Origin of the sequence: Streptomyces sp. TLI_171, assembly GCF_003610255.1 — a bacterium.
In the GTDB taxonomy this organism is placed as follows: Bacteria; Actinomycetota; Actinomycetes; order Streptomycetales; family Streptomycetaceae; genus Kitasatospora.
The window spans coordinates 244,742-268,835 of record NZ_RAPS01000001.1; the positions used below are offsets into that span (position 1 = coordinate 244,742).

General features: G+C 76.1%; 14 protein-coding genes and 1 pseudogene. 2 read left to right on the forward strand and 13 right to left on the reverse strand.

The window, feature by feature from the left end; genetic code table 11:
* Nucleotides 1–3: 3 nt before the first annotated feature.
* The 8 genes from BX266_RS01175 to BX266_RS01210 form a co-directional block, all read right to left on the reverse strand.
* Nucleotides 4–1,893 carry a N,N-dimethylformamidase beta subunit family domain-containing protein gene (locus tag BX266_RS01175; protein ID WP_259464475.1) on the reverse strand — a complete coding sequence of 630 codons (1,890 nt, stop codon included), beginning with the start codon at nt 1,891–1,893 and terminating at the stop codon, nt 4–6.
* Nucleotides 1,890–3,263, reverse strand: coding sequence for a condensation domain-containing protein (locus BX266_RS01180; protein WP_099897066.1), 1,374 nt, complete (start codon nt 3,261–3,263; stop codon nt 1,890–1,892). The genes BX266_RS01175 and BX266_RS01180 overlap by 4 nt, the downstream gene beginning before the upstream one ends.
* Nucleotides 3,260–3,511 (reverse strand): acyl carrier protein, encoded by a 252-nt coding sequence (locus BX266_RS01185; RefSeq protein ID WP_099897067.1) that lies wholly within the window; start codon nt 3,509–3,511, stop codon nt 3,260–3,262. Before BX266_RS01185 ends, BX266_RS01180 begins: the two co-directional genes overlap by 4 nt.
* Nucleotides 3,508–3,717 carry an MbtH family protein gene (locus BX266_RS01190; RefSeq protein WP_099897068.1) on the reverse strand — a complete coding sequence of 70 codons (210 nt, stop codon included), beginning with the start codon at nt 3,715–3,717 and terminating at the stop codon, nt 3,508–3,510. Before BX266_RS01190 ends, BX266_RS01185 begins: the two co-directional genes overlap by 4 nt.
* Nucleotides 3,714–6,704 carry a non-ribosomal peptide synthetase gene (locus tag BX266_RS01195; protein ID WP_099897069.1) on the reverse strand — a complete coding sequence of 997 codons (2,991 nt, stop codon included), beginning with the start codon at nt 6,702–6,704 and terminating at the stop codon, nt 3,714–3,716. Before BX266_RS01195 ends, BX266_RS01190 begins: the two co-directional genes overlap by 4 nt.
* A complete protein-coding gene (locus BX266_RS01200) occupies nt 6,701–8,194 on the reverse strand; it encodes a class I adenylate-forming enzyme family protein (RefSeq protein ID WP_099897070.1) in 1,494 nt (497 codons plus the stop codon). Before BX266_RS01200 ends, BX266_RS01195 begins: the two co-directional genes overlap by 4 nt.
* On the reverse strand, nt 8,191–13,557 hold the full coding sequence (locus BX266_RS01205) for a non-ribosomal peptide synthetase/MFS transporter (protein WP_399168796.1): 5,367 nt from the start codon (nt 13,555–13,557) through the stop codon (nt 8,191–8,193). Before BX266_RS01205 ends, BX266_RS01200 begins: the two co-directional genes overlap by 4 nt.
* A gap of 136 nt (nt 13,558–13,693) precedes the next feature.
* Nucleotides 13,694–16,942: a non-ribosomal peptide synthetase gene (locus BX266_RS01210; protein ID WP_099897072.1), complete on the reverse strand. Its 3,249-nt coding sequence runs from the start codon at nt 16,940–16,942 to the stop codon at nt 13,694–13,696.
* Nucleotides 16,943–17,261: 319 nt separating this feature from the next.
* Between BX266_RS01210 and BX266_RS39570 the strand changes: the two genes are divergently transcribed.
* The gene (locus BX266_RS39570) at nt 17,262–18,509 is read left to right on the forward strand and encodes a hypothetical protein (protein WP_259464476.1); all 1,248 of its coding nucleotides are present in this window, start codon (nt 17,262–17,264) and stop codon (nt 18,507–18,509) included.
* 167 nt (nt 18,510–18,676) lie between these two features.
* Here BX266_RS39570 and BX266_RS01225 read toward each other — a convergent pair whose 3' ends face one another.
* The 3 genes and pseudogenes from BX266_RS01225 to BX266_RS01235 form a co-directional block, all read right to left on the reverse strand.
* Nucleotides 18,677–19,102: a GNAT family N-acetyltransferase gene (locus tag BX266_RS01225; RefSeq protein ID WP_183096864.1), complete on the reverse strand. Its 426-nt coding sequence runs from the start codon at nt 19,100–19,102 to the stop codon at nt 18,677–18,679.
* Nucleotides 19,103–19,191: 89 nt separating this feature from the next.
* A pseudogene (locus tag BX266_RS41105) lies at nt 19,192–19,608 on the reverse strand (GNAT family N-acetyltransferase); the annotation flags it as partial.
* 98 nt (nt 19,609–19,706) lie between these two features.
* Nucleotides 19,707–20,204 (reverse strand): ferredoxin, encoded by a 498-nt coding sequence (locus BX266_RS01235; protein ID WP_099897074.1) that lies wholly within the window; start codon nt 20,202–20,204, stop codon nt 19,707–19,709.
* Between the two features lie 259 nt (nt 20,205–20,463).
* On the opposite strand from BX266_RS01235, the gene BX266_RS01240 reads away from it, so the two are divergent.
* A complete protein-coding gene (locus BX266_RS01240) occupies nt 20,464–22,767 on the forward strand; it encodes an FdhF/YdeP family oxidoreductase (protein WP_099897075.1) in 2,304 nt (767 codons plus the stop codon).
* Here BX266_RS01240 and BX266_RS01245 read toward each other — a convergent pair.
* Both BX266_RS01245 and BX266_RS01250 read right to left on the reverse strand, forming a co-directional pair.
* Nucleotides 22,739–22,996 (reverse strand): hypothetical protein, encoded by a 258-nt coding sequence (locus BX266_RS01245; protein ID WP_143686836.1) that lies wholly within the window; start codon nt 22,994–22,996, stop codon nt 22,739–22,741. The two genes, BX266_RS01240 and BX266_RS01245, sit on opposite strands and share 29 nt — an antisense overlap.
* 175 nt (nt 22,997–23,171) lie before the next feature.
* Nucleotides 23,172–23,816 (reverse strand): GNAT family N-acetyltransferase, encoded by a 645-nt coding sequence (locus BX266_RS01250; protein ID WP_099897077.1) that lies wholly within the window; start codon nt 23,814–23,816, stop codon nt 23,172–23,174.
* Nucleotides 23,817–24,094 lie beyond the last annotated feature (278 nt).

Sequence of the window (24,094 nt, forward strand, 5' to 3'; positions counted from 1 at the left end):
GGTTCAGGCCGGGGGGTGGCTGATCAGGCGGTCGTCCGGGGTGACGGCGAGCAGGCGGCCGGCGTGCGAGGCGAGCGCGGTGGCCGGGGGGAACGGGGCGGCGGGGCGGAAGGGGTCGTCGGTGAGGGTGGGGGGCCGGCTGAGCAGGCCGTCGGGGCCGAGCGCGTAGAGGCGGGCGTTGAGGACGGTCAGGGAGTGGACCTTCCCGGCGCCGCCGAGGGCCGTCCAGGGCGCGTCGGGGAGGTGGGCGGGCCGGTGGTGCAGGGTGTCGTTCTCGGGGGTGACGGCGAACAGGGTGTTGTCGCACAGCGCGAGCGCCGCCGTGCCGGGCGGAACCGGTCCGGCGTCGACCCAGGGGGCCGGGCCGACGACGGGGTCCCGGTGCACCAGGCGGTCGTCGGCGGTGACGGCGAGCAGGGCCAGCGGCGTCGGGTGGGCGGCCTCGCGGGGGGCGGTGAGGCAGCGCAGTTCGGTGGCGGCGGGGGTGTCGCAGGGGCGCCAGGGCAGGTTCTGCTCGGAGGGTTCGCGGTGCAGCAGGGTGCGGCCGTCGGCGGCGAGGGCGAACAGGGTTCCCTCGCAGGCGGCGAGCGCCCGTAGCTGCGGCGCCGGGCCGACGGTGTGCCAGCGGGGGGCGGGGGTGGCGCCGGACAGGCGGTCGAGGACGTTGCGGGTGACCCGGTCGACGGCCGGATCGTCCAGGGCCCGGCCCCAGTTGATGGTGGCGGCGTTGAAGACGGTGCCGGCGCCGAGTCGGTGGGTGCCGAGGGTGGCCCAGCCGCCCTGGCCGTAGCTCCGCCAGTGGCGCAGGTCGGCGGTGGCGAGGGCGGCGAAGGAGCGCGGGGTGCCGTCGCGTCCGGTGGGGCGGGGGACGCCGAGCGACCAGTCGAGTTCGGCGGCGTCGGTCTCGTAGCCGAGGGCGCCGCGGGCGAAGGTGTCGCCGTCGGCGAGGCCGGTGCCCTCGAACACCCAGTGGTCGGCGAACCGGACGGTGTACGCCTCCCGGCCGATGACCTCCATGCCCGTGCCCCAGGCGCCCGCGCCGTTGCGGAAGCTGACGCCCGTCATGGTGTTCTCGGGCCGGTCGACCGGGGAGGAGGACCATTCGACGGTGGCCAGGCGGGGGTCGACGGCGGTGACCGGGTCGGCGGCGGCGTCGCGGTGGCAGACCATGGTGCGTCCGCCGTCCTCCAGCCGGATCTGCCACCAGGCGGTGTTGCCGGCGAACACGGCGAGGTTGCCGCCGCGGCGGACGAAGCCCTCGACGCTGTCGCGCATGCCGGCGGTCCAGTACTCGTCGTGGCCGTTGACCACCAGCAGGCGGTAGGGGGCGAGCAGGGCGTCGCCGTCGTGCAGGTCGAAGCCGGAGCAGAACTCGACGGGCCGCCCGGTGCGGTGCAGCCAGTGCAGCAGCGGCTCCTCCCAGCGCTCCGGCGGCGGGCCGCCGCCGGGTGCGTCCAGGCGGACCCGGGCGGCGCGGTGGGGCTGTTCGGCGAAGTAGATGCTGCGGCCGGGCTGCCCGGCCCGGTGGTAGGCCCGCCAGGTGGCGAACGGGACGGTGACCAGGATCGGCGCGGCGGGGCGGGCGGCGCGGACGGCGAACCACACCTCGTGCTCGGCGTCGCGTTCGGGTGCGGGCTGCTCGGGGCGGTGGTCGTGGAAGCTCGCCCGGTACAGCGAACTCGGCCAGTGGGCGGGCACGTCGAGCTCCCACCGGGTGCCGTGCAGCTCGGCGGCGGCGCGGTCCTCGCCGGACACGGCGTCGGTGACGACGACCCGTCCGGTGAGCGGCCCGCCGTCGCCGGCGGCGACCTCGAAGCGGATCCGGCCGCCCTGCGCGCACGAGGTGGTGTCCGCCCTGGCGAGCGGACGGGCGACGGGACGGGGCGCGCTCATCGGAGGGCTCCGGGCAGCTCCGCGACCCGGGGCGGGTCTCCCGCGGCCGAGGCGAGGATCACCCGCTCCAGGGCGCGCAGGTGGGCGTGGACGGCGTCCTTGGGCAGGTAGGCGGTGTCCGCGGTGAGGGTGACGGTGAGGGTGCTGTCGTCGCCGGTGAGGTGCAGGCAGTAGCGGCAGGCCACCCGTTCCTGGGTCGCCGGGAAGTCCAGCACGGTGCGGCGGGCGAGCCGGGCCAGGGTGTCGGCGTCCGCGGGTCCGGTGGTGGGGGGCCGGTCGACCAGGCGCATGTCGTTGAAGCAGCAGTACGGGTGGACCTCGGTGCCGCGTTCCCGGGCGGCGCGTTCGAGGAGCGCGTCCCAGGCCACCGGGTCGTAGGAGGCGGCCCGGTAGCCGGCCAGCGCGGCGGGCCAGGCGTCGGCCAGCAGGTCGGTGAACCGGGCGTCCGGGGCGTCGGGGAGGCGGAGCACGAACAGGGCGTCCTGCGAGAGGGTGCTGACCAGGCTGCGGCGGGCCGCGGCGGCCCGGTTCCCGGCGATCGGCATGACGGCCGCCGCCGGGTGGCCCTGGCTCGCGGCGACCAGCGCGGCGGCGGCGGTCAGCAGCACGGTGGAGCCGCTCACGCCGTGCGCGACGGCGAGCGCGTCGACCGCGCGGGGCAGGGCGGCGGACACCAGCCGCCCGGTCCACCAGCGCGGCTGCTCGGGGACGGCGACGGGCGTCGCGAACATGGTGGGCGCCACCGCGGCCAGCCCGTCCGCCCAGTGGGCGATGGCGGCCTCGCCGGCCCGCCGGCCCTCCGGGGAGTGCTGACGGTGCGCCAGGTCGTGGGGCGTCTCGGTGCAGGGCGGCCCGGCGGTGCCGCGCCGGGCCAGCAGCCGCAGGTCGCGGACCAGGACCTCGGCGCCGTGCCCGTCGGAGGCCAGGTGGCAGAGGGCGAGGACCACGTGGGTGACCCGACCGCCGCTGTGCACGGCGCCGAACCGCACCGGCCACTCGCCGGCGTAGTCGAAGCGGCGCGCGGTGAGTTCGTCGTGCAGGTCCGCGGCGGCGCGGGCGGCGGTGGCGGCGTCGGGGGCCTCGCGGAGTTCGACCTCGACGGCGCCTTCGGCGTGCAGCTGCTGGCGGGGGCCGTCCACCACGCGGGTGCGGAGCGCTTCGTGACGCTCCATCAGCGCGCCGAGCGCCGTGCCGAGCCGGGGGAGGTCCACGGGCGCGCCGCGGTCGGCGAGCGGCAGCACGCGGCCGAGGTTGAAGTAGTGGTCGTTGGGCGCGGTCCGCCGGATGGCGTGCCAGATCGCCCGCTGCCCCCAGGTGAGCGGGGCGTCCCCGGAGCGGGCCCCGGCGAAGGGGACCCGCAGCGCGGTCATCGGGTACCGCCGAGCTCCCGCACGTGCGCGGTGAGCCCGTCGAGTCCGGCGGTGTACAGGGTGCGGTCGGCGAGGTCGACGAAGACGCCGAACTCCTCCTCCAGGCTGTCGGCGAGCCGCAGCAGGGACAGCGAGCTGACGCCGAGGGCGGTGAGCGGCGCGGTGGAGTCGAGCAGCTCCGGGACGCCCACCGTGCCGTCGGTGGCGCGGGAGACGAGTTCGGCGACGCTGCGCCGCAGGTCGCTCATCGGGCGTCCGCGCGGGCGGCGAGGCTGCGGCGCAGGCCGAGCGGGCGGATGTCGGGCCAGACCCGGTCGACGTGCGCCGAGCATTCGGCCTCGGTGCCGGCGAAGCCCTCGGCGCGCCAGCCGGCGGGCAGCGGGGCGCCTTCGGGCCACAGGGCGTGCTGTTCCTCGTCGTTGACGGCGACCAGGTAGCGGATCTCGGTGCTCATCGGGCTGCTCCTTGCAGGGCGCGGACGGCGGCTGCGACGCCGCGGGCCGTGGGTTCGTCGAAGAAGACGTCCAGCGGGACGTCGACGCTGAGGGTGCGGGAGATGCGGGCGGCCATCGCGGTGATGGTCAGCGAGTGGCCGCCGAGGTCGAACAGGTCCTCGTCGGGGCCGAGGTCGTCCAGTTCGAGGACTTCGGACCAGATGGCGAGCACCGCGGCGAGCGTCGCGTCCTCCGACCGGTCGGCGAGGTCGGCGGCGGCGGGCGCGGGTTCGGCGCGGGCGGGGGCGGGTTGGGGCAGCGCGGCCCGGTCGAGCTTGCCGTTGGGGGTGAGCGGGAACGCGTCCAGCGCCAGGTAGGCGGTGGGCAGCACGGCGGCGGGGAGGGTTTCGGCGAGGTGGGCGCGCAGGTCGGCGGCGGTGGGCGCGGCTCCGGTCGGAACGAGGTAGGCGACCAGCTGGTCCGTCCCGTGCAGGGCGGCGGCGGCCTGGGCGACGGCCGGGTGGGTGGCGAGGCGGGCCTCGATCTCGCCGAGTTCGATGCGGTGGCCGCGGATCTTGACCTGGCTGTCGGAGCGCCCGAGGTACTCCAGCGCGCCGCCGGGCGAGCGCCGCGCCAGGTCGCCGGTGCGGTACATCCGGGATCCCGCGGGGCCGTAGGGGTCGGGCAGGAAGCGGCTCGCGGTGAGGCCGGGGCGGCCGAGGTAGCCGTGGGCGACGCCGTCGCCGGCCAGGTAGAGCTCGCCCGGGATGCCGTACGGGACGGGCCGCAGCCGCTCGTCGAGGAGGTAGAGGCGGGTGTTGTCCAGGGGCCGGCCGAGGGTGACGGCGCGGTCCGGGCCGAGCGCGGGGTCGGCGCAGCTGGACCAGATGGTGGTCTCGGTGGGCCCGTACACGTTGACCAGGCGGGCGGTGGCGGCCGTCAGGGCGGCGGCGAGCGGGGCGGGGAGCGCTTCGCCGCCGGTGAGGGCGGTGAGGCGGGTGCCGGTGAGGCCGGCGTCGAGCAGCAGCCGCCAGCCGCTGGGGGTGGCCTGGACGTGGGTGACCTGCTGACGGCGAATCAGTTCCAGCAGGGCGGGTCCGTCGCGGTGGGCGTCCTCGGGGGTGAGGACGACGCGGCCGCCCGTGACGAGCGGAAGCAGGAGTTCGACGGCGGAGATGTCGAAGGACAGCGAGGTGAGGGCGAGCCAGCGGTCGGCCGGGGTGGCGCCGAGCCGGTCACGCAGGCTGCCGAGCACGTTGGCCAGCGCGGAGTGCGGGATCTCGACGCCCTTGGGGCGGCCGGTGGAGCCGGAGGTGTACAGCACGTAGGCGGGCAGCGCGGGGTGCGGCGCCGGGGGCAGCGGCGGGGTGTCCGCGCTGCGGGGCGCCAGGTCGGCGGGCGTCAGGTCGCCGGGCTGCTCGGGGCTGCGGGTGATCCGCAGGGTGAGGGCGGCGTCCGTGCGCAGGTGGGCCAGGCGCTCGGCGGGGTAGCCGGGGTCGAGCGGGAGGTAGGCGGCGCCGGTGGCCATGGTGGCGAGGACGGCGACGAGCTGGTCGAGTCCGCGGGACAGTTCGACGCCGACCAGTTCGCCGGGGCCGGCGCCGCGCTCGGCGAGGGCCGCGGCAGCATGGGCGACCAGGCGGGCCAGGTCCCGGTAGGTGAGGGGTGTGTCGTCGGCGACGGCGGCGACCGCTTCGGGGCGTTCGGCGGCGCGGGCGGCGAACAGGGCGGGGACGGTCGTCGCGGCCAGCGCGGGGCGCGGCTCGGGTGCGGCGAGTTGGGCGTCGTGTTCGTCGGGTGTCAGCAGGCCGAGTTCGCCGAGCGGGGTGTCGGGGGCGGCGAGGGCGGAGTCCAGCAGGGTCAGGTAGTGACGGGCGATCAGTTCGGCGGCCTCCGCCGCGAGGGCGTCCGTGCGGTACTGCAGGCTGCCGAGGACCTCATCGCCGCAGTCGACGAGTTGGAGGTGCAGCAGGTTGCGGGCCGTTCCGGCGAAGCCGATCCAGCCGACCTCGGCCGTGACCGGCCCGAAGTCGGGTGCGGCGCCCTGCGGGCGGCGGCGGTAGCTGATCGACAGCGGGGTGAGCGCCGTGCGGGGCGTCAGGCCGGGGACGGCGCGGCCCAGCGGCACGGAGCGGTGGGCGTACAGGGCGCGGAGTTCGGCGCGGACGGTGCGGGCCCGGTCGGCGAACGTTCCGGTGGGCGTACCGGCGGACAGCGGCAGTTCGTTGACGGCCGGGCCGATGGCGACGGGTTCGCCGGGGCGGCGCTGGGAGAGTTCGACGGCGGTGGTGGGGGCCGGGTTGCCGTAGCGGGCCAGCAGGGTGTGCCAGGCGGCGGTGAGCAGTTCGAAGCGGGTGACGCCGAGGGTCCGGGCGGTGTCGGCGCACCGGCGGCCGTCGATCCGGAAGGCGTGTTCGGCGCCGGGGGCGGCGACCGTTCCGTGGTCGGGCAGCGGGGCGAGGCCGGGCAGCACGGGCAGGCCGGGTTCCTGCCAGCGGTCGGCCCAGTACGCGGCGGCGGCCGCGACGTCCGCCCGAGGGGTGGTCAGCGGTGCGGCGGGGGCGAGCGGTTCGCCCCGGTAGGCGGCGGCCAGGTCGGTGACCAGGCGTTCCTTGGACTCGCCGTCGAAGACCAGGTGGTGGGCGGTCACCAGCAGCAGGTGTCGATCGGGGGCGCAGCGGTACAGGGTGAACCGGCAGAGCGGGCCGGCCGGGTCGAACGGGGTGGCGCGGTCGGCGGCGAGCAGCCGGTCGAGGTCGGCTGCGGCGCACTCGACCCGGCGCGGCGCGGCCACGGTCGCGGTGGGCGCGGCGGTGCCGTCGGGGGCGGTCTGGGTGGCCAGCACGGGGTGCCGGGCGACGACGGCCGCGCAGGCCCGGTCGAGGGCGGCGGCGTCGAGCGGGCCGGTGAGGTCGAGGGTGACGGCGAGGTGGTAGGCGGCGCCGGTGTCGAGCGTGCGCTCGGTGAGCCAGATGCCGTGCTGGGCGGGGGTGAGCGGGGTGGTCATGGGGTGGCCTCGGGGGTGTCTGGGGTGAGGGCGCGGCGCAGTTCGCGTTTGAGGACCTTGCCGCCCTCGTTGCGCGGCAGGGTGTCGCGGAAGTGCACGGTGGCGGGGAGCTCGTGGACGGCGAGCCGGTCGAGCAGGAAGGTCCGCAGGTCGGTCGCGGTCAGCTCGCCGTCGGGGACGACGACGGCGGTGACGACGCTGCCGAGCACGGGGTGCGGCACGCCGAACGCGGCGGCGTCCAGCACCTGCGGGTGGGCGTGCAGGGCGTTCTCGACCTGAAGGGTGGACACCTTGTGGGCCCCGGACTTGACCACGTCGCGTTCCCGGTCGAGCAGGTGCAGGAAGCCGTCGGCGTCGACCCGGCCCAGGTCGCCCATCCGCACCCAGCGGCCCTGGAACACCGCGCCGTCGCGCTCCCCCAGGTAGGCGCGCGGGGCGGCGGGCGAGCGCAGCCACAGCTCACCGGGCTCGCCCGGTGCGACCGGCCGCCCGTCGGCGTCGGTGATGCGCAGGTCGGCCAGGGACGCGGGCCGGCCCGGGGAGTCCGGGCGGGCCGGGTCGAACAGCAGGGTGATCTGTGCGGGCGCCGCCTCGGTGGAGGTGTAGTAGTTGACGACCTGTGCGGCGGGGAAGGCCCGGCACAGGCCGAGCGCGACCGGTTGCGGCAGCGCGGCGGCGGTCGAGCCGATCAGTCGCACGGAGTCCGGTCCGCCGCTGTCGGCGGCGGCGGCGAGCGCCCGGGAGGCGAGCAGTTCGATGGCGGTCGCGGGCACCAGGAACACGCTGCCGACGGCGTGTTCGGTGATCAGGCGGACGAACCGGGCGGGGGTGAACTGCGGGGCGGTGACGCAGGCGGCGTGCGCGTTCAGCGCGTTGACCAGCATGGTCTGCCCGGCGTTGGTGCCGACCGGGAAGGCGTGCAGGAAGGTCCGGGAGTGCCGCAGCGGTCGCCGCCGCTCGTCGAGGGTGCAGCCGTGCACCAGGTTGGCGTGCCGGGCGGTGACGCCCTTGGGGGCGCCGGTCGTCCCGGAGGTGTAGAGGATCTGCGCCGGGGCCTGCGGGTCGGGCTCCGGGAGGCCGGGGTCGGCGGGGTGGCCCTCGGCGGCGGCCCCGGTGAGCGTCCGGACGTCCGCCGGGACGCCCGCCGGCACAGCGCCGCCGTGCAGCAGCAGGCGCGCCCCGGAGTCGGCGAGGGCGTGCGCGACGCCGGCGGGCGAGCTGCGGTCGGACAGCGGCACGGCCACCGCCCCGGCCCGCAGCACGCCGAGGAACGCCACCGCGTACTCCGCCCAGCGGTCGGTGCCGAAGCACAGGCCGACCCGGTCGCCGTCCCGGACGCCGTCGGCGCGCAGCGCGGCGGCCAGCGCGCCGGAGCGGGCCTGCCAGGCGGCGAAGTCGAGCCGGGCGGGGCCGCAGACGAGCGCCGTGCGGTCGCCGTGCGCGGCGGCGCGGTGCGCGAGCAGGGCGGGCAGGGTGGCGGGGGCGCTCATGCGGCGCCCGTCCCGGTCCGGCGGGCGGCGGCGGCCCGGGCCCGCTCGCGCAGGCCCACCAGGTCGTCGGGTTCGGCGTCGGGCACGTCCCGGTCGAAGCGGGCGAGGACGGGCAGGCGCAGCCCGAGGGCGACCAGGCCGAGCATGGCGGCGGCGAACAGCAGGTACATCAGGGCGATGCCGCGCCCGGGCCCGGTGCCGATCAGCGGTCCGAAGACGGGGGCGAGCGCGCCGCCGGGCTCCATCAGCGGGCCGAACACGGCGGAGCCGACGGGGGCGACGACGCCGTGGCCGAGCGGCAGGGTGGACCAGGCGACCAGGGTGTTCAGGGCGAACACCCGGCCGTGGAAGCGCTGCGCCACCTTGACCTGGACGATGGTCGAGTAGATGCCGTTGACCAGGGCGAGGGCGAAGGACATCCCGAAGGCCCCGGCGGCGACCACCCACAGGTTGGCCCGCAGCCCTTCGACGGCGCCGGCCAGCGCGAGCACGGCGGCCAGCGCCAGCATGCCGCGCAGCCGGTGCCGGCGGGGGCCGCCCCAGAAGCCCATCGCGATGCCGCCGAGGACGGCTCCCGCGCCGGCGGCGACCGCGACCCGGGCGGCGCCGCCGAGGTCGTCGAAGGACAGCACGAGGGGGGTGGTGAGCAGGAACAGCGGCGACAGGAAGACGTTCAGCCCGGCGAACCAGAGCAGCATCGCCCGGAAGCCGCGGTGGCGCCAGGAGTGCGCGAGGCCGTGCCTGATCTCCTCGACCAGCGACTCGCGCCGGGTCCAGGGCAGGGTCTTCGGGAAGCGCACCAGCAGCAGGACGGCGACGGCGACGGCGTAGGAGGCCACGTCGATGATCAGGATGCCCTGCAGATCGATCGCCGCGAGCAGCGCGACGGCGGCCAGCGGGACGACGAACTGGGCGGTGCCGAAGGCGAGTTGGACGATCCCGTTGGCGTGGCCGAGGTGCCGCTTGGGCACCAGTTGCGGGACGGCGGAGGCGTACGCCAGGCGTTGGAAGGTGAGCGCCACGGACAGCACGCCGAGCAGCACGTACACCTCCCAGGACTGCAGGTGCCCGGTGAGCAGCAGCGCCAGCAGTCCGGCCTGGGTGGCTCCGGCCGCGAGGTCGCCGAGCAGCATCACCCGGCGGCGATCGCAGCGGTCGACCAGGGCCCCGGCGAGCGGCCCGATCAGGATGCCGGGGAGCATCGCGACGACGGCGTACAGCGCGAACCGGGCCATCGATCCGGTGTGCAGCAGGATCCAGATCGGCAGCGCGAACTCGGTGAGCGCGGAGCCGGTGATGGAGGCCAGTTGGCCGCCGACGACCCAGAGGAAGCGGCCCATGCCGGGTTGCGGGCCGTCGGCGGCGGGGGCGGCGCCGTCCGGGTCGGCCTCGGTGGCGGACGCCTCGCCGTGGAACCACCAGGAGTTCTCCGGGTCCCGCGCGGGCAGGGTGTCGGTGGCGCCGTCGAGGACGGCGCGGTGCACGGTGGTGACGGCCTGCGCGGTCTCGGTGGCCCGGTGCGCGATGAAGAAGTGCCCGCCCTCGTCCAGGACGGCGACCGCGGAGCGTTCGGCCAGCAGCAGCCACTCGCGGTAGCGCTCCTGGAAGAAGTCGGCAGCCGGGTCCTTGTCGCCGACCAGCGAGACGACGGGGGCCCGCAGCCGGGGCGCGCCGGCCTCGGTCTCGGCGAGCGCCCGGGTGAAGTACTCCTCGGCGGCGCGGGTGTCGCGCCGCATGTTGCCGATGACGAACCTGACCTGTTCCTCGTCGAGTTCGGAGGTGTCGACGCCCATGCCGGTCAGCCAGTTGGCGTAGGCGCGGTCGCCGACCAGCGCGTCCAGGGCGGCGACCTTCCCGAGCGCGGTGAGCAGCTTGCTCCTGGGCCGGGCGAACGGGAACTGGGCGCCCGCGTACACGGCTTCGAGTTCGCGGCCGGAGGCTTCCAGCAGGCGGGAGACCGCGACGGCGAGGGCGGTGCCGACGGCGCAGTGCCCGTAGACGACGAGCGGGCCGTCGACCTTCTCGCGCACCTCGGCGGCGACGGCCTCGGCGAGTTCGTCGAACTCGAGGCGCCGTTCGGTGACGCCCAGGTCGTGGCCGGGGACGGCGACGGACCACAGTTCGACGTCCGGCGGCAGGGCGTCCGCGACGGGCTGGTAGACGACGGCGCTGCCGCCGCCGTAGGGCACGCAGACCAGGGTGAGGCTGCGGCGGGCGGCGGGGACGGCGCGGGTGAGGCGGTGCAGCAGGGCGCGCGGGCCGCGCTGCTCGTCGTCCTGGGCGGCGAGGGCGGCGAGTTCGCCGACGGTGCGGTGGGTGAAGAGGTCCATCACGCTGACCGGGCGGGCGCCGATCGCGGTGAGCCGGTTGCGGGCCTTGGCGACGACCTGGGTGGCGAGCAGCGAGTGCCCGCCGAGGTCGAAGAAGTTCTCGTCGGTGCCGACTCCGGGCAGGTCCAGGACCTCGGCCCAGATCTCGGCGAGCACGGTCTCGGCGGGGGTGGCGGGCTTGCGCGCGCCGTCGGGGCGGTGGATCTGCGGTGCGGGCAGCGCCCGCCGGTCGAGTTTGCCGTTGGGGCTGAGCGGCAGCGCGGGCAGCACGGTGAACGCGGCCGGCACCTGGTGGTCGGGGAGGCTGCGCCGCAGGGTGGCGCGCAGCGCCGCCGGGTCGGGCTCCTCGGCGCCGGCGGCGACGACCAGGTAGCCGACCAGCCGGTCCTCGCGCAGGACGACGGCGGCGTCGGCGATCCCGGGCTGGGCGCGCAGCGCGGCCTCGGTCTCGCCGGGTTCGATCCGCAGGCCGCGCAGTTTGACCTGCCCGTCGATCCGCCCGAGGTGTTCCAGGGTGCCGTCGGGTCGGCGGCGGGCCAGGTCGCCGGTGCGGTACAGCCGGGAGCCGGGCGGGCCGTAGGGGTCGGGGACGAAGCGGGCGGCGGTGAGTCCGGGGCGGCGGTGGTAGCCGAGGGCGACCGCGGCGCCGCCGATGTGCAGTTCGCCGGGGGCGCCGGGGGCGACCGGGCGCAGCCGGGCGTCGAGCACGTACAGCCGGGTGTTGTCGATGGGGAGCCCGATCGGGACGGTGTCCAGCGGCCCGGTGCACTCCCAGGAGGACACGTCGACGGCGGCCTCGGTGGGCCCGTACAGGTTGGCCAGGCGCAGCCCGGGCAGTCGGGTGGTCAGTTCGCGGGCGGCGTCCGGGGGGAGCGCCTCGCCGCTGCAGATCACCCGGCGCAGGGTGGTGCAGCGCTCCACGCCGTCCTCGGTGAGGAAGACCCTGAGCATGGCGGGCACGAAGTGGGCGACGGTCACGCCGGCGGAGACGATCAGGTCGCGCAGGTAGCCGCTGTCCTTCTGCCCGCCGGGCTTGGCGAGCACCAGGCGCGCTCCGGTGGTCAGCGGCCAGAAGAACTCCCACACGGACACGTCGAAGCCGGTGGGCGTCTTCTGCAGGACGGCGTCCTCGGGGCCGATCCGGTAGGCGTCCTGCATCCACTGCAGGCGGTTGGCGATCGCCCGGTGGGTGTTCGGCACGCCCTTGGGGCGACCGGTGGAGCCGGAGGTGTAGATGACGTACGCGGTGTCCTCGGGGGTCGGCCCGGCCGGGCGGGTCCGGGCCCGGGGCCACTCCGCGGGGTCGTCCAGCAGCAGGACGCGGGCCGCGCAGCCTTCGGGCACGGGCAGCCTGCGCTGGGTCAGCAGCACGGGGGCGTCGCTGTCCGCGAGCAGGAAGGCGAGGCGCTCGGCCGGGTAGTCGGGCTCCAGCGGGGTGTAGGCGGCTCCGCTGCGCAGCACGCCGAGCAGTCCGGCGACGAGTTCGGGCGAGCGTTCCGCGCTGACGGCGACCAGACTGCCGGGGCCGACGCCCTCGGCGGCCAGCCGGGCGGCGATCCGCCCGGCCTGCTCGTCGAGTTGACGGTACGTCAGGGCGGGTCGGCCTTCCACGGCGACGGCGACCGCGTCGGGGGTGCGGGCGGTCTGCTCGGCGACCAGGGCGCACAGCGTGGTGGCGGGGCGGTCGACCGCGGTGTCGTTGAACTGCGCGGTCTCGAAGGCCAGTTCTTCGTCGGTGAGGGTGTCGAGGGCGGACAGCGGGGTGTCCGGTGCGTCCGCGACGGCGGCCAGCAGCCGGCCCAGCTGGTCGGCGACCCGGGCGATGTCCTCCTCGGCGTACAGGTCGGTGTTGTAGTTGAACGACCCGTACAGCCCCTCGGGCCACTCCTGCAGGAACAGCTCCAGGTCGAACCGGGTGCCGGAGGCCCGGACGCCGAACGGCTCGACGGCGAGCGGGAGTTCGCCTGCGGCTTCGCGCTGGGTGGCGTAGTTCTGCACCGCCAGGACGGCCTGGAAGACCGGCGGCCGGGACACGTCGCGGGGCCAGTTCAGCTCGCTCACCAGTTGGGCGAACGGCAGGTCCTGGTGCCCGTAGGCGCTCAGGCAGGTCTCCCGGGTGCGGGCGACCAGGTCGGCGAAGCTGGGGTCGCCGTGGAGCCGCGCGGGGAGCGCGACGACGTTGACGAACATGCCGACCAGCGGCTCCAGTTCGGCCTCCGGTCGGCCCGCGACGGGCGAGCCCACGGCGAAGTCGGTGCGGCCGCTGCAGCGCGCCAGCAGCAGCTGGAAGGCCGCCATCAGCACCATGTACACGGTCGCGTCGTGGCGGCGTCCCAGCCGGGTGAGCCGGTCGAGCAGGTCCCGGTCGACCGCGAAGGCGTGGCCGGCGCCGTCGAAGGTCTGGCGCGGCGGGCGCGGCCGAGAGAAGGCGAGTTCGAGCGGCTCCACCCCGGCGAGTTCGGCGCGCCAGTGCGCGACCTCGGCGGCCAGCCGCTCGCCGCTCAGCACCTCGCGCTGCCAGATCGCGAAGTCGCCGTACTGGACCGGCAGTTCGGGCAGCGGGTCGGGCTCGCCCGCGACCCGGGCGGCGTAGCCCCGCAGCACCTCGCCGAGCAGCACCTCGCTGGACCAGCCGTCGCTGACGCTGTGGTGCACCACCAGCAGCAGCACGTGGTCGTCGGCGGCGAGCCGGATCAGTTCGGCCCGCAGCAGCGGCCCGTGCTCCAGGTCGAACGGCACGGCGGAGGCGGCGTCCACGATCCGTTCGGCGGCGGCTTCGTCGGCGGCCTCGGTGACGGTCAGCGCGGCCGGGCCCGGCGGGTCGACGACCAGCAGCGGGCGTCCGTCCTCGGTCGCCGGGTAGCGGGAGCGCAGCGTCTCGTGCCGGGCCACGCTCGCGTCCAGCGCGGCCCGCAGCGCCTCGGTGTCCAGCGGGCCGCGCAGCCGGCGGACCACGGGGATGTTGTACGCGGAGGTGCCCGGCGCGAACTGCTCCATGAACCAGAGGCGTTCCTGCGCGAAGGACAGCGGCACGGGGGCGTCGGGGGCGCGCCGGGGGACGGCGGCGGCGCGGGTGGCGGGGCGGGCGGCCAGCCGGCGTCTGAGGAGTTCGCGCTTGGCGGCGGACAGGCCGGCCTTCGCGGGGGCGTCGGGAGGGTGGTGTCGGAGCTCATGACGGGGAGGTGCTTCCTTCCAGGGCGTCCGCGGCGGCCAGCAGTTCCGCCGCGGCGTCGTCGGACAGGTTGTCGATCTCGGCGACCAGCGCGTCCTCGACGGCCCCCGCGAAGGCGGCCACGGTGCGGTGGGTGAACAGGGCGCGCAGCGGGACGGCCAGGTCGATCGCGGCGCGGATCCGGGCGACCACCCGGGTGGCGAGCAGCGAGTGCCCGCCGAGGTCGAAGAAGTCGTCGTGCGCCCCGACGGAGTCGACGCCCAGCACCTCCTGCCAGACCTCCGCCACCAGTTCCTCCGCCTCGGTCCGCGGCGGCACGTGCGGCGCCCGGGGCAGCGCGTCGGCGTCGGGCTCGGGGAGGGCGCGGCGGTCCAGCTTGCCGTTGGGGGTGAGCGGCAGCGCCGCCAGCGGGACGATCGCGCCGGGCACGGCGTGCGCGGGCAGCTCCTCGGCGAGGGCGGCCCGCAGCGCCGCCGGGTCGAGGTCCGCGCCCACCGCGTAGGCGACCAGGGTGTCCCCGCGCGCGACCACCACCGCCTGGGCGACGCCGGGGCGGGCGAGCAGCGCGGACTCCACCTCGCCGGGCTCGATCCGGTAGCCCCGGACCTTCACCTGGTCGTCGATCCGGCCGAGGAACTCCAGTGCGCCGTCCGGGCGTCGGCGCACCAGGTCGCCGGTGCGGTAGCGGCGCGCGCCCGGCGGACCGTCCGGGTCGGGCACGAAGGCCCGCGCCGTGGCCCCGGGCCGGCCGAGGTAACCGTCCGTCACGCCGAGCCCGCCGATGACCAGTTCGCCCGGGCTGCCGGGCGGCACGGGCCCGCCGTGGCGGTCCAGCACCGCGATCGTGGTGCCGCCGATCGGCCGGCCGATCGGCGGGCGCCGCCGCGCGTCCTGCGCGCCTAGGTCGGCGGTGGTCGCGATGATCGCGGTCTCGGTGGGCCCGTAGGAGTTGACCAGCCGGACCCGGTCGCCGAACCGCGCCCGCCACGCGGCGACGGCCTCCGGGCGGACCTGGTCGGCGCCCAGCACCAGCAGCCGCAGCCCGTCCGGCCAGGGGGTCTCGGCCAGGTCGGCGACCAGGTGGTGCCAGTACGGGGTGGGGAGGTCGAGGACCGTCACCCCGGCCGCGTACGGCTCGGCGAGCTGGTCGGGCAGCGCCGCGCCGGGGCGGGCGGTGACCAGGACGGCCCCGGCGGCCAGCGCGGGGAAGATCTCCTCGGCGCTGGTGTCGAAGGACAGCGTCGCGTACTGCAGCACCCGGTCGGACTCGGTGAGGCCGTAGCCCTCGCGCATCCAGGCGACCCGGGCGGCGAGCGCCCGGTGCGGGACCAGTACGCCCTTGGGGGTGCCGGTGGAGCCGGAGGTGTAGATCAGGTAGGCGGGGTCCTCGCCCGTGGCGGGGGTTGCGACCGGCACGGGCGCGTCCGCCGCCGTGGCCGGGACCCCGACCGGCGCGGGCGCGTCCGCCGCCCCCGGCACGGCGAGCACCGGACGGTCCGTCACCAGGCCCTCGGGCAGGGCGCCGTCCGGGGTGACCAGCGCGGCGGCGCCGCTGTCGGCGAGCATGAACGCCAGCCTGGCCGCCGGGTAGTCGGCGTCCAGCGGGACGTAGCCGGCGCCCAGCCGCCAGGCCGCGAGCATGGCGGCCACGGCGCGCGGGCCGCGCGGCAGGCAGAGCGCCACCAGGTCGCCGCGGCGGACGCCGTGGTCGGCGAGCCGGGCGGCGAGCGCCCGGGAGGCGTCGGCGAGGCCGCGGCGGGTGAGCGTCTCCTCGGGGCCGACCACCGCGGGGGCGTCCGGGTCGGCGAGCGCGGCGCGGTCGACGGCCGCCAGCACGGTGTCCGGTGCGGCGGGCAGCGCAGGCCCCTCGGACTCGGCCGCGAGCAGCGCCCGTTCGGCCTCCTCCAGCAGGGGCAGCCGGTGCACGGGGGCGGCCGGGTCGGCGAGGGCGGCCCGCAGCAGCGTCTCGAACCGGGCGGCGAAGGCCGCGGCCGTGGCGGCGTCCAGCAGGTCGGTCCGGTAGCCGAAGACGGCGTGCAGGTCGTCGCCGTCCGGCCGGACGTCCAGGCCGAGTTCGAACTTCGCGGCGGTGTGGCCGCCGTCGACCTCGGTGCAGCGCAGGTCGGCGAAGGGCTCCTCGCCGAGCGCGCCGCCGGTGTGGGTGTGCACGGCCAGCATGGTCTGGAAGACGGGCGTCCGCCCGGGGTCGCGGTCCAGCCGCAGTTCCTCGGTGAGCCGCTCGAACGGGACCCGGCGGTGGCTCAGCGCGCGCATCCACTCGCCCCGGACGGCGCGCAGCAGCGTGTCGAAGGCGGGCGCCCCGGAGAAGTCGGCGCGCAGCACCAGCGCCGAGGAGCAGTACCCGACCAGGGCTTCGCTCTGCACGGTCTCCCGGGCGGCCGTCGGCACGCCGACGCAGAAGTCGTCCTGGCCGGTGCACCGGTGCAGCAGGGTCTGGTAGGCGGCGGCGAGCACCATGAACGGCGTCACCCGGCGCGCCCGGGCGAAGGCTTCCAGCTCGGGCCGCACCCCGCGCAGCACCCGGGTGTGGTACGCCCCGCCGCTGCGCGGCTCGGCGGGCCGGGGCCGGTCGAGCGGCAGCTCCAGCGGGGGCGCGCCGGCGAGGCGCTCCCGCCAGTAGGCGAGTGCCTGCGCGGCCTCCGGGCCGTCCAGCCAGGCCCGTTCGGCGGCGGCGTGCGCCAAGTAGGATGGCGGTGGCGGGAGTTCGGCGCTCCGGCCGGCGCGGTGCGCGGCGTAGTGGGTGGCGAGTTCGGCGCGCAGCAGTCCCAGCGTCCAGCCGTCGGCGGCGATGTGGTGCAGCACCAGGCACAGCAGGTGCTCCTCGTCCCCGGTGCGCAGCAGCGCGGCGCGCAGCAGCGGGCCCGCGGCCAGGTCGAACCCGGCGTTGGTCAACCCGGCGAGCGCCGCGCCGACCTGGTCCGGCGTCCGGGTCCGCAGGTCGCGCTCGTCCAGCCGGGCGGGCCCGGGCGGGTCGACGACCACCGACGGACGCCCGTCCGCGGCCGGGAAGCGGCTGCGGAGGGCTTCGTGCCGGGCCACGACCGCGTCGAGCGCCGACCGGAGGGCCGCCGGGTCGAGCGGGCCGGTGAGCCGCAGCACGAACGGGATGTTGTACGAGGGGTCCCCCGGCTCCAGTTGGTCGAGGAACCAGAGGCGTTCCTGTCCCACCGACAGCACCGCGGTGTCCGTGGCCACCGCCTCCGGTCCGGTGTTCCCGGTAGACATGAATTGAGCTCCCGTCTGGTTTCACGTGGTGCGCAACCCCGGGTCCTCGGTGGTGGGAGGGCGGCCGGGCGCTGCTCGTCCACAGGCGTCTCCCCTGCTGCGATCGGTGCGCAGGGGGAGGAGGGGGTGCCCAGGTTGGGGCTGCTGTGACACGGCGGATGCTAGGGATCGATGAGGCGCGCGGTCAATGGTCTGGACCTGCTGGACGTCTCGACCCTCCGCACTGGTACCTCCTCGTGATCATCCGGATCGACTGCCCCCGCCACCCGCTCCCCTCCCCCGCCGGCCCCCGCCCGGCGCGGCCCACTAGGGTGGGCCGATGGCTTTCCTGTTCTCCGACCGCTTCGCCGGCCGGGCCGCGCCCGGCCCCGAGCCGCAGGCCGACGAGTGCCGCTGCGCGAACCGGGGCAACCGGGTGCCGGTGCGCTTCCACGCCGAACGTCAGGACACCTCCGCGCCGGGCTGGTTGCGGCTGCTGGAGCTGATCGAGGAGGCCGCGGCGGACGGCCGCGAGGAGTTCGCGCCGCTGCGGGAGCTGACCGCGGAGCAGTGCCGCCAGCTGGTGACGCTGCCGCCGGACATCGGCCGGCTCACCCAGGTGCGCAGCCTGGTGCTGTACCGCTCCAACCTGGTGCGGATCCCGCCGGAGATCGGCGGCATGCGCAGCCTGGAACAGTTCGACCCGTACACCTCGTACCGCCTGCACTGGTTCCCGTACGAGCTGGCCCGGCTCCCGCTGCTGCGCCGAAGCACCGTCAGCACCCGTGCGCTGTACGGGAATCCGAAGACCCGGCCGCGCTTCCCGGTGCTCGCGCGGCCGGTGGACGGCCTGGAGCTCGGGTCGCTGGACCCGGCGCGGTGGGGCACCGGGGCGGTCGGGGCGTGCAGCGTGTGCGACGGGCCGATCGCCGGGTCCGGCGGGCTGCACCAGGCGTGGATCTCGCTGCACACCTCCGGGGCCGACGTGCTGCCGCTGCTGGTGAACGCCTGCTCGGCCGCCTGCCTGGCCGCGCTCCCCGCCCCGCCGAGCGGCTACCTGCCGGGCCCGCACCGCGGCGGGTCCCTGAACGGCCTGACGGCGACCGCCGCACTCGAGCTGTTCGCCGAACACTTCCAGTTGCACGTGATGGACGAGGACGCCGACGAGGACCTCGGCGCGGCCTGGACGCCGCAGGCGGTGGCGGACGGCCTGGCCGTCGGAGAGCGGACCGTCGGCATCGGCACCGCGGTCACCATGGACGTCGCCGTCACCGTCGAGGTCTTCGACGCCCCTCCTCCGCCCGACCACGCCCGCTTCGACCACGTGGTGGAGGCCACCGTCGACGTACCGTCCGGCCGGGTCGCCGTCCTGGGCTGCTCCGACTACCTCCCGGACGCCGCCACCTTCGACGTCCCACCGGGCCCGGTCCGGGTCCGGGCCTCCCGCTCCGACCTGGCGGCCGTCCGGCAGGTCGGCGAGGACGACTACCGGGACGAGGTGGTCGAGCGGGTCCGGATCCGGATCTGGCCGGCGTCCGGCCCGGAGGCCCCACGGGTCGTCAAGCGCTGGAACTCAGCCGTCGACTGACGTCACGCCACCCTGCCGCGGCCGGGCCCGCCCCGGTGCCCTGGCGGCGGCGACGGTCCAGGTGAACGGACTGACGATCGCCTGGGCGACGGGCCCCCGTTCAAGCCGCGCCGGGCGCCGCTTCTGCCGCCCGCACGACTGGAGACCGGCCGGTCGCGGTCGCGCCGTCAGAGCGGCTTGCGGTGGACCGCGATGCGGTGGTTGACGACGAAGCCCGCCTTCTCGTAGACGCCGGATGCGCCGGTGCTGCTGTCCGCGTCGGTCTCCAACGCGGCTTCGGTGTACCCGGAGCGGTGGGCCGCACCGAGCAGGTCGGCGAGCAGCGCACCCGCCACGCCCCGTCGGCGCCAGGACGCGGCGGTGCCGACCTGGCCGATGTAGAGGGTCTGCGGGGCGTCGGCGTACGGCAGCAGGTAGCCGACGACCTCCTCGCCGACGACCGCCAGCCGGGCCAGCTCGGGCAGGAAGGTCTCCGCCCGCACGGTCCTCGCGGCCCAGGACTCGAAGCTGCGCTCCTGATGGCCCCACCCGCCGCGGAACGCCGCGCTGTGGACGGCGTGCACCTCGCGCTCCCGCCCCGGCTCGTAGCGCACGATCCGGACGCCCTCGGGGGCCGGGCGCCGGACGGCGCGGAGGTGGGCGCGGCCATCTCCAGGAAGAACCGCTCGACGGTGAACCCCAGCCGCTCGTACAGCCGGGTCGCCGCCGTGTCGGGCACGCCGCTGTCGACCTCGGCCAGCCACCGCACCTCGGGCGCGGCCTCGGCGTGCCGTTCGGCCGCCCGGGCGAGCTGCCAGGCCAGCAGTTCCCGGCCGATCCCCCGCCCCCGGTGGTCGGGGTGCACCCCGCCCTCCAGGCTGACCCGGAACCCGCCCTCGGGCGGCAGGCGCACCAGCCCGGCGGCGAGCAGCCGCCCCTGCCCGTCGGTGATCAGCCGGGTGTCCAGCGCCGGGTCCCTGACCTCGGTCCGCACCACGTTCTCGACCGCACCGGCGGGCAGTTCGAGCTGCCCGCCACCGGCCCGGGAGATCGCGTTGAACAGACCGGCCACGGCCCCCGCGTCCCCCGCGCGCCAGGCGCGGGCAACCAGGTCGTTCATCAGTACCGCCTTTCGAGCAGGAGCCGGACGCCGCAGCCTAGTTGGCTCCTGCCCGCGGCGCGCGGGCTTTTCCGTCGCCCCGGTCCCCCGCGGCGGGGTCAGAGCGCGGGAAGCGGGCTGTGCCGGTCCGGGGAGCGGCGCTCCTGCAACCAGTACAGGTAGATCCGCAGGTCGTGGTGGAGCCCGTCCGCGAGGTACGCCTCGAAGGCCCGGACGGCCGCGACGGTGCCCTGGTCGTACTGGGCGTCGAGGCGCTCCCGGTCGGCCTGCCCGGCGGCCAGGTGTTCCAGCACCCGGGCCCGGACGTGCCACCGGGCGCGAACCGTCCCGGGAGTCCAGTGCCGGTCCCCGTCGCAGCCGTAGCCCCACGGGTCCTCGCACAACGCGCCGAGCACCTGCCGGGTCCCGGCCGGGTCGCGCGGCTGACGCCAGACGCACTCCCCGAACCGCTCCCCGTCGTAGAGCACGCGCCTGGTTGCGGCCTGCCGCCCGGTCAGGCAGTTGTCGGTCTCCGCCCCGTAGAACGGCCCGGGCACGTTCAACCAGTGCCGGTCGCGCTCGCCGAGGTGCGGCAGCGGATCGAAGTAGAGCGTCATGTCTAACGGTCCGGGACCAGGGAGTCCGAGCCTCCGTTGCCACCGACCCGCGGGCGACGGCGGGGCGGACGGTCATCACGCGCCTTCGGGTCGGAACGGGTGCGGGCCGACCCGAGGACAGGTCGCCGTCCACCGGACGGCAACGAGATGCGCCCCCTGCCCCGCGGACGCGCACCCCGCCCCGCCGGGCGGGTGGTTCGCCCGGCGGCCTGCGGCGCGCCTGCCGGGCGGGCGCCGGGCCGGGGGGATCATCGCGGGCGTGAGCGCTACCGATGAGTCGCAGCCGGACCCGCAGCCCGAGCCGTCCGTCGAGCCGTACCGGCATCCCGCCGCGGGCTGGGGGGCGGCGAGGAGCGTGACCAAGGTGCTGGCGGGGAGCGGCGAGTGGGTGGACGGGCCGCGGGCGGTGCTGCGGATGAACCACGAGGACGGCGGGTTCGACTGTCCGGGGTGCGCGTGGCCCGACGACTACAAGGGCCTGCACCTGGACATCTGCGAGAACGGCATCAAGCACGTCACCTGGGAGATGACGGGCAAGCGGGTGACCCGGGAGTTCTTCGCCGCGCACACCGTCTCGGAGCTCGCGGGGTGGAGCGACTTCGCGCTGGAGGACCAGGGGCGGCTGACCGAGCCGATGCTGTACGACGCCGCCTCGGACCGGTACCTGCCCGTCGACTGGCAGCGCGCCTTCGACGTGTTCGGCGCGGCCGTCCGCGGGCTGGCCGACCCGAACGAGGCGGCGTTCTACACCTCGGGGCGACTCGGCAACGAGGCGACGTTCCTGTACCAGTTGATGGCCCGTGAGCTGGGCACCAACAACCTCCCGGACTGTTCGAACATGTGTCACGAGGCGTCGGGGCGGGCGTTGACGGCCGCGCTGGGCACCGGGAAGGGCACGGCGGACCTGAAGGACTGGGAGGCCGCGGACGCGCTGTTCGTCCTGGGCGTCAACGCGGCCTCCAACGCGCCGCGGATGCTGACCGCGCTGGCGGACGCCGCCCGGCGGGGCGCCAAGGTGGTGCACGTCAATCCGCTGGTGGAGGCGGCGGCGACCCGCACCATCGTGCCGCACGAGTTCGCGAACATGGCCCTGATGCGGGCGACGTCGACCAGCAGCCTGAACCTGCAGGTGCGGATCGGCGGGGACCTGGCGCTGCTGCGGGCCATCGCCAAGGCGATCCTGGAGCTGTCCGCGCACGACCCGAAGGCGATCGACCGGCAGTTCGTCGAGCGGTACACCACGGGGTTCGAGGAGTACCGGGCGCTGTGCGAGGCCACGCCGTGGGAGGAGCTGGAGCGGCAGAGCGGGCTGAGCCGGCCGCAGCTGCTGCGGGCCGCCCAGCTCTACCGGGAGGCGGACCGTTCGATCTTCTCCTGGTGCCTGGGCGTCACCCAGCACGAGCACGGGGTGGACACCGTCCGGGAGATCGTCAACGTGCTGCTGCTGCGCGGCAACCTGGGCCGGGAGGGTGCGGGACCGTCACCGGTGCGCGGGCACTCCAACGTGCAGGGCAACCGGACCTGCGGCATCGACCACCGGCCCGCGCCGGAGTTCCTGGACCGCCTGGCGTCGGTGTGCGGGATCGACCCGCCGCGCGCGCACGGGCTGGACACCGTCGGGGTGATCGGGGCGATGGCGCGCGGCGAGGTGAAGGTGTTCGTCGGCATGGGCGGCAACTTCGCCTCCGCGGCGCCCGACACCGCGTACACCGCGCAGGCGCTGCGCCGCTGCGAGCTGACGGTGCACGTGTCGACGAAGCTGAACCGCAGTCACCTGGTGCACGGGCGGCAGGCGCTGATCCTGCCCTGCCTGGGCCGCACCGAGCAGGACCGGCAGCGCGGCGGCGTGCAGGCTGCCTCGGTGGAGGACTCGATGAGCATGGTGCACCTGTCGGTGGGCATGCGGAAGCGTCCCGCGTCGCGGCAGCTCCTCTCCGAGCCGGCCATCATCGCCGGCCTGGCCCGCGCGGCGCTGCCCGACAGCGCGACCCCCTGGGAGTGGTACGTCGAGGACTACGACCGGATCCGCGACACCATGGCCGAAGTGCTGGACGGCTTCGAGGACTTCAACCGGCGGGTGCGCCTGCCGCTCGGCTTCCGGCTGCGCCAGCCCGCCCGCGAGCTGGTCTTCCTCACCCCGTCCGGCCGCGCCGAGTTCTCCACCGCCCCGCTGCCGGACGTGCTGCCCGCGCCGGGCACCCTGGTGCTGGGCACCATGCGTTCGCACGACCAGTGGAACACCACGATCTACTCGAACGACGACCGCTACCGGGGCGTCAAGAACCTGCGCACCCTGGTCTTCCTGAACCGCCAGGACATGCGCGAACGCCACCTCGCCGAGTTCGACCCGGTCGACATCACCGCCACCGCGCGGGACGGCTCCACCCGCTCCCTGCACGGGTACCTCGCCGTCCCGTACGACCTCCCGCGGGGCTGCGCGGCCGGCTACATGCCGGAGATGAACGTGCTCTGCGCGCTCGGCGACCACAGTGCGCAGAGCGACCAGCCGATCATGAAGCACCTCAACGTCACCGTCACCGCCGCGGCCGCCCCCACGAGGTGATCCGCCACCGCCGCCCGCCGAGCGCGGCCACCGGCTCCTGCCGGTCCGCCTCCGCGACCAGCTCCACCCGCGCCCGGTAAGAGGTGGCCCGCATCGCCTCCTCGTACCCGCTCAGCGCCCCGGGCACCGCCGACGACCCGACCCCACCCCGCCGCCGCAGGGCCCGCCCGCCGAACCCCAGCGCCGTCAGCACTGTGCCCACCACACCCAGCACGACCACATAGGGCATCATCACCGCTCCGTCCTCGACCCCGCCCCCCAACGGCCCGGCCGAGGTCCCCGGTTCCCGGCGCGGCCGTGGCGGACGGCACACCGGCGGCCGGTGCCGACCGCCAGCGCGGTGCCGACCGACAACGGCAGGTGGCGGGGTCTCCAGGTGGCGCGGGCGTCACCCCCGCTCCCTCTCACATCCCGAACAGCTCCGCGCACGCGGCCACGCCGGCGAGGTGGACCTCGGGGCGCGCCGTGGCCTCCCAGTCCGTGCGGGTGAGGCGGAAGCGCTGGGTGGTGGCGGGTTCGCCGTGGCGGTTCTCGCGTTCGAGGCCGTCGGGGCGGTAGCCGAGGCGGCGGGAGACGGCGATGGAGGCGGGGTTGTCGGTGTAGGAGGCGGAGGTGGCGTCCTCGGCGTGCAGGCCGGCGAAGGCGAGGTGGAGCACCGCGGAGCGGGCCTCGGTGCCGAGTCCGCGGCCGTGGTGCGGGAGGGTCAGCCAGGAGCCGGAGAGGGTCTCCCGGCGGACCGCGAAGTCCGTGGCCCGGATGGACTGGACGCCGATCGGGCGGCCGTCGAGGAAGACCGTGAGCAGCAGCGCCCACGCCTCCGGCGTCCAGTCGGCCTGGGATCGCCAGGTGGCTCTGAGGACGGCGCGGGCGCGTTCGGTGGGTGTTCCGTACGCCCAGGTGGAGCGGAAGGGGCGGGTGCCGGGGGTGACGACGCCGTGCTCGGCGGCGGCGTCCGCGAGTTCGGCGAGTTCGTGCTCGGTGGGCAGTCGCAGTTCGAGGCGCGGGGAGCGGACCCGCAGGCCGGGCAGCGGCCAGTGATCGGTGGGCATCGGCCCAGTGTGCCCGCAACGGGGCGGGCCGGTCCGGTCGTTCTCGGGTATCGCGGCTCCGGTGGCATGGACGGTCGTGGGTGGGGCGGCCGGTCCGTCGCTTCCCTGTCGGCGGATAGGCTGGCGCGCGGCCTGCTGCGGAGACCTGGCGCGGTGTCCATCGTTCGCGGTCGGGCGGGGCGGCGGCAAGGTGTTGCCTGTTGCCAGGGTGGAGGTGTCAACACCTGGCACCGGCGGGGCCGCGCGGGAGTGACAGCACATCAGGAGTGGGGGGACCG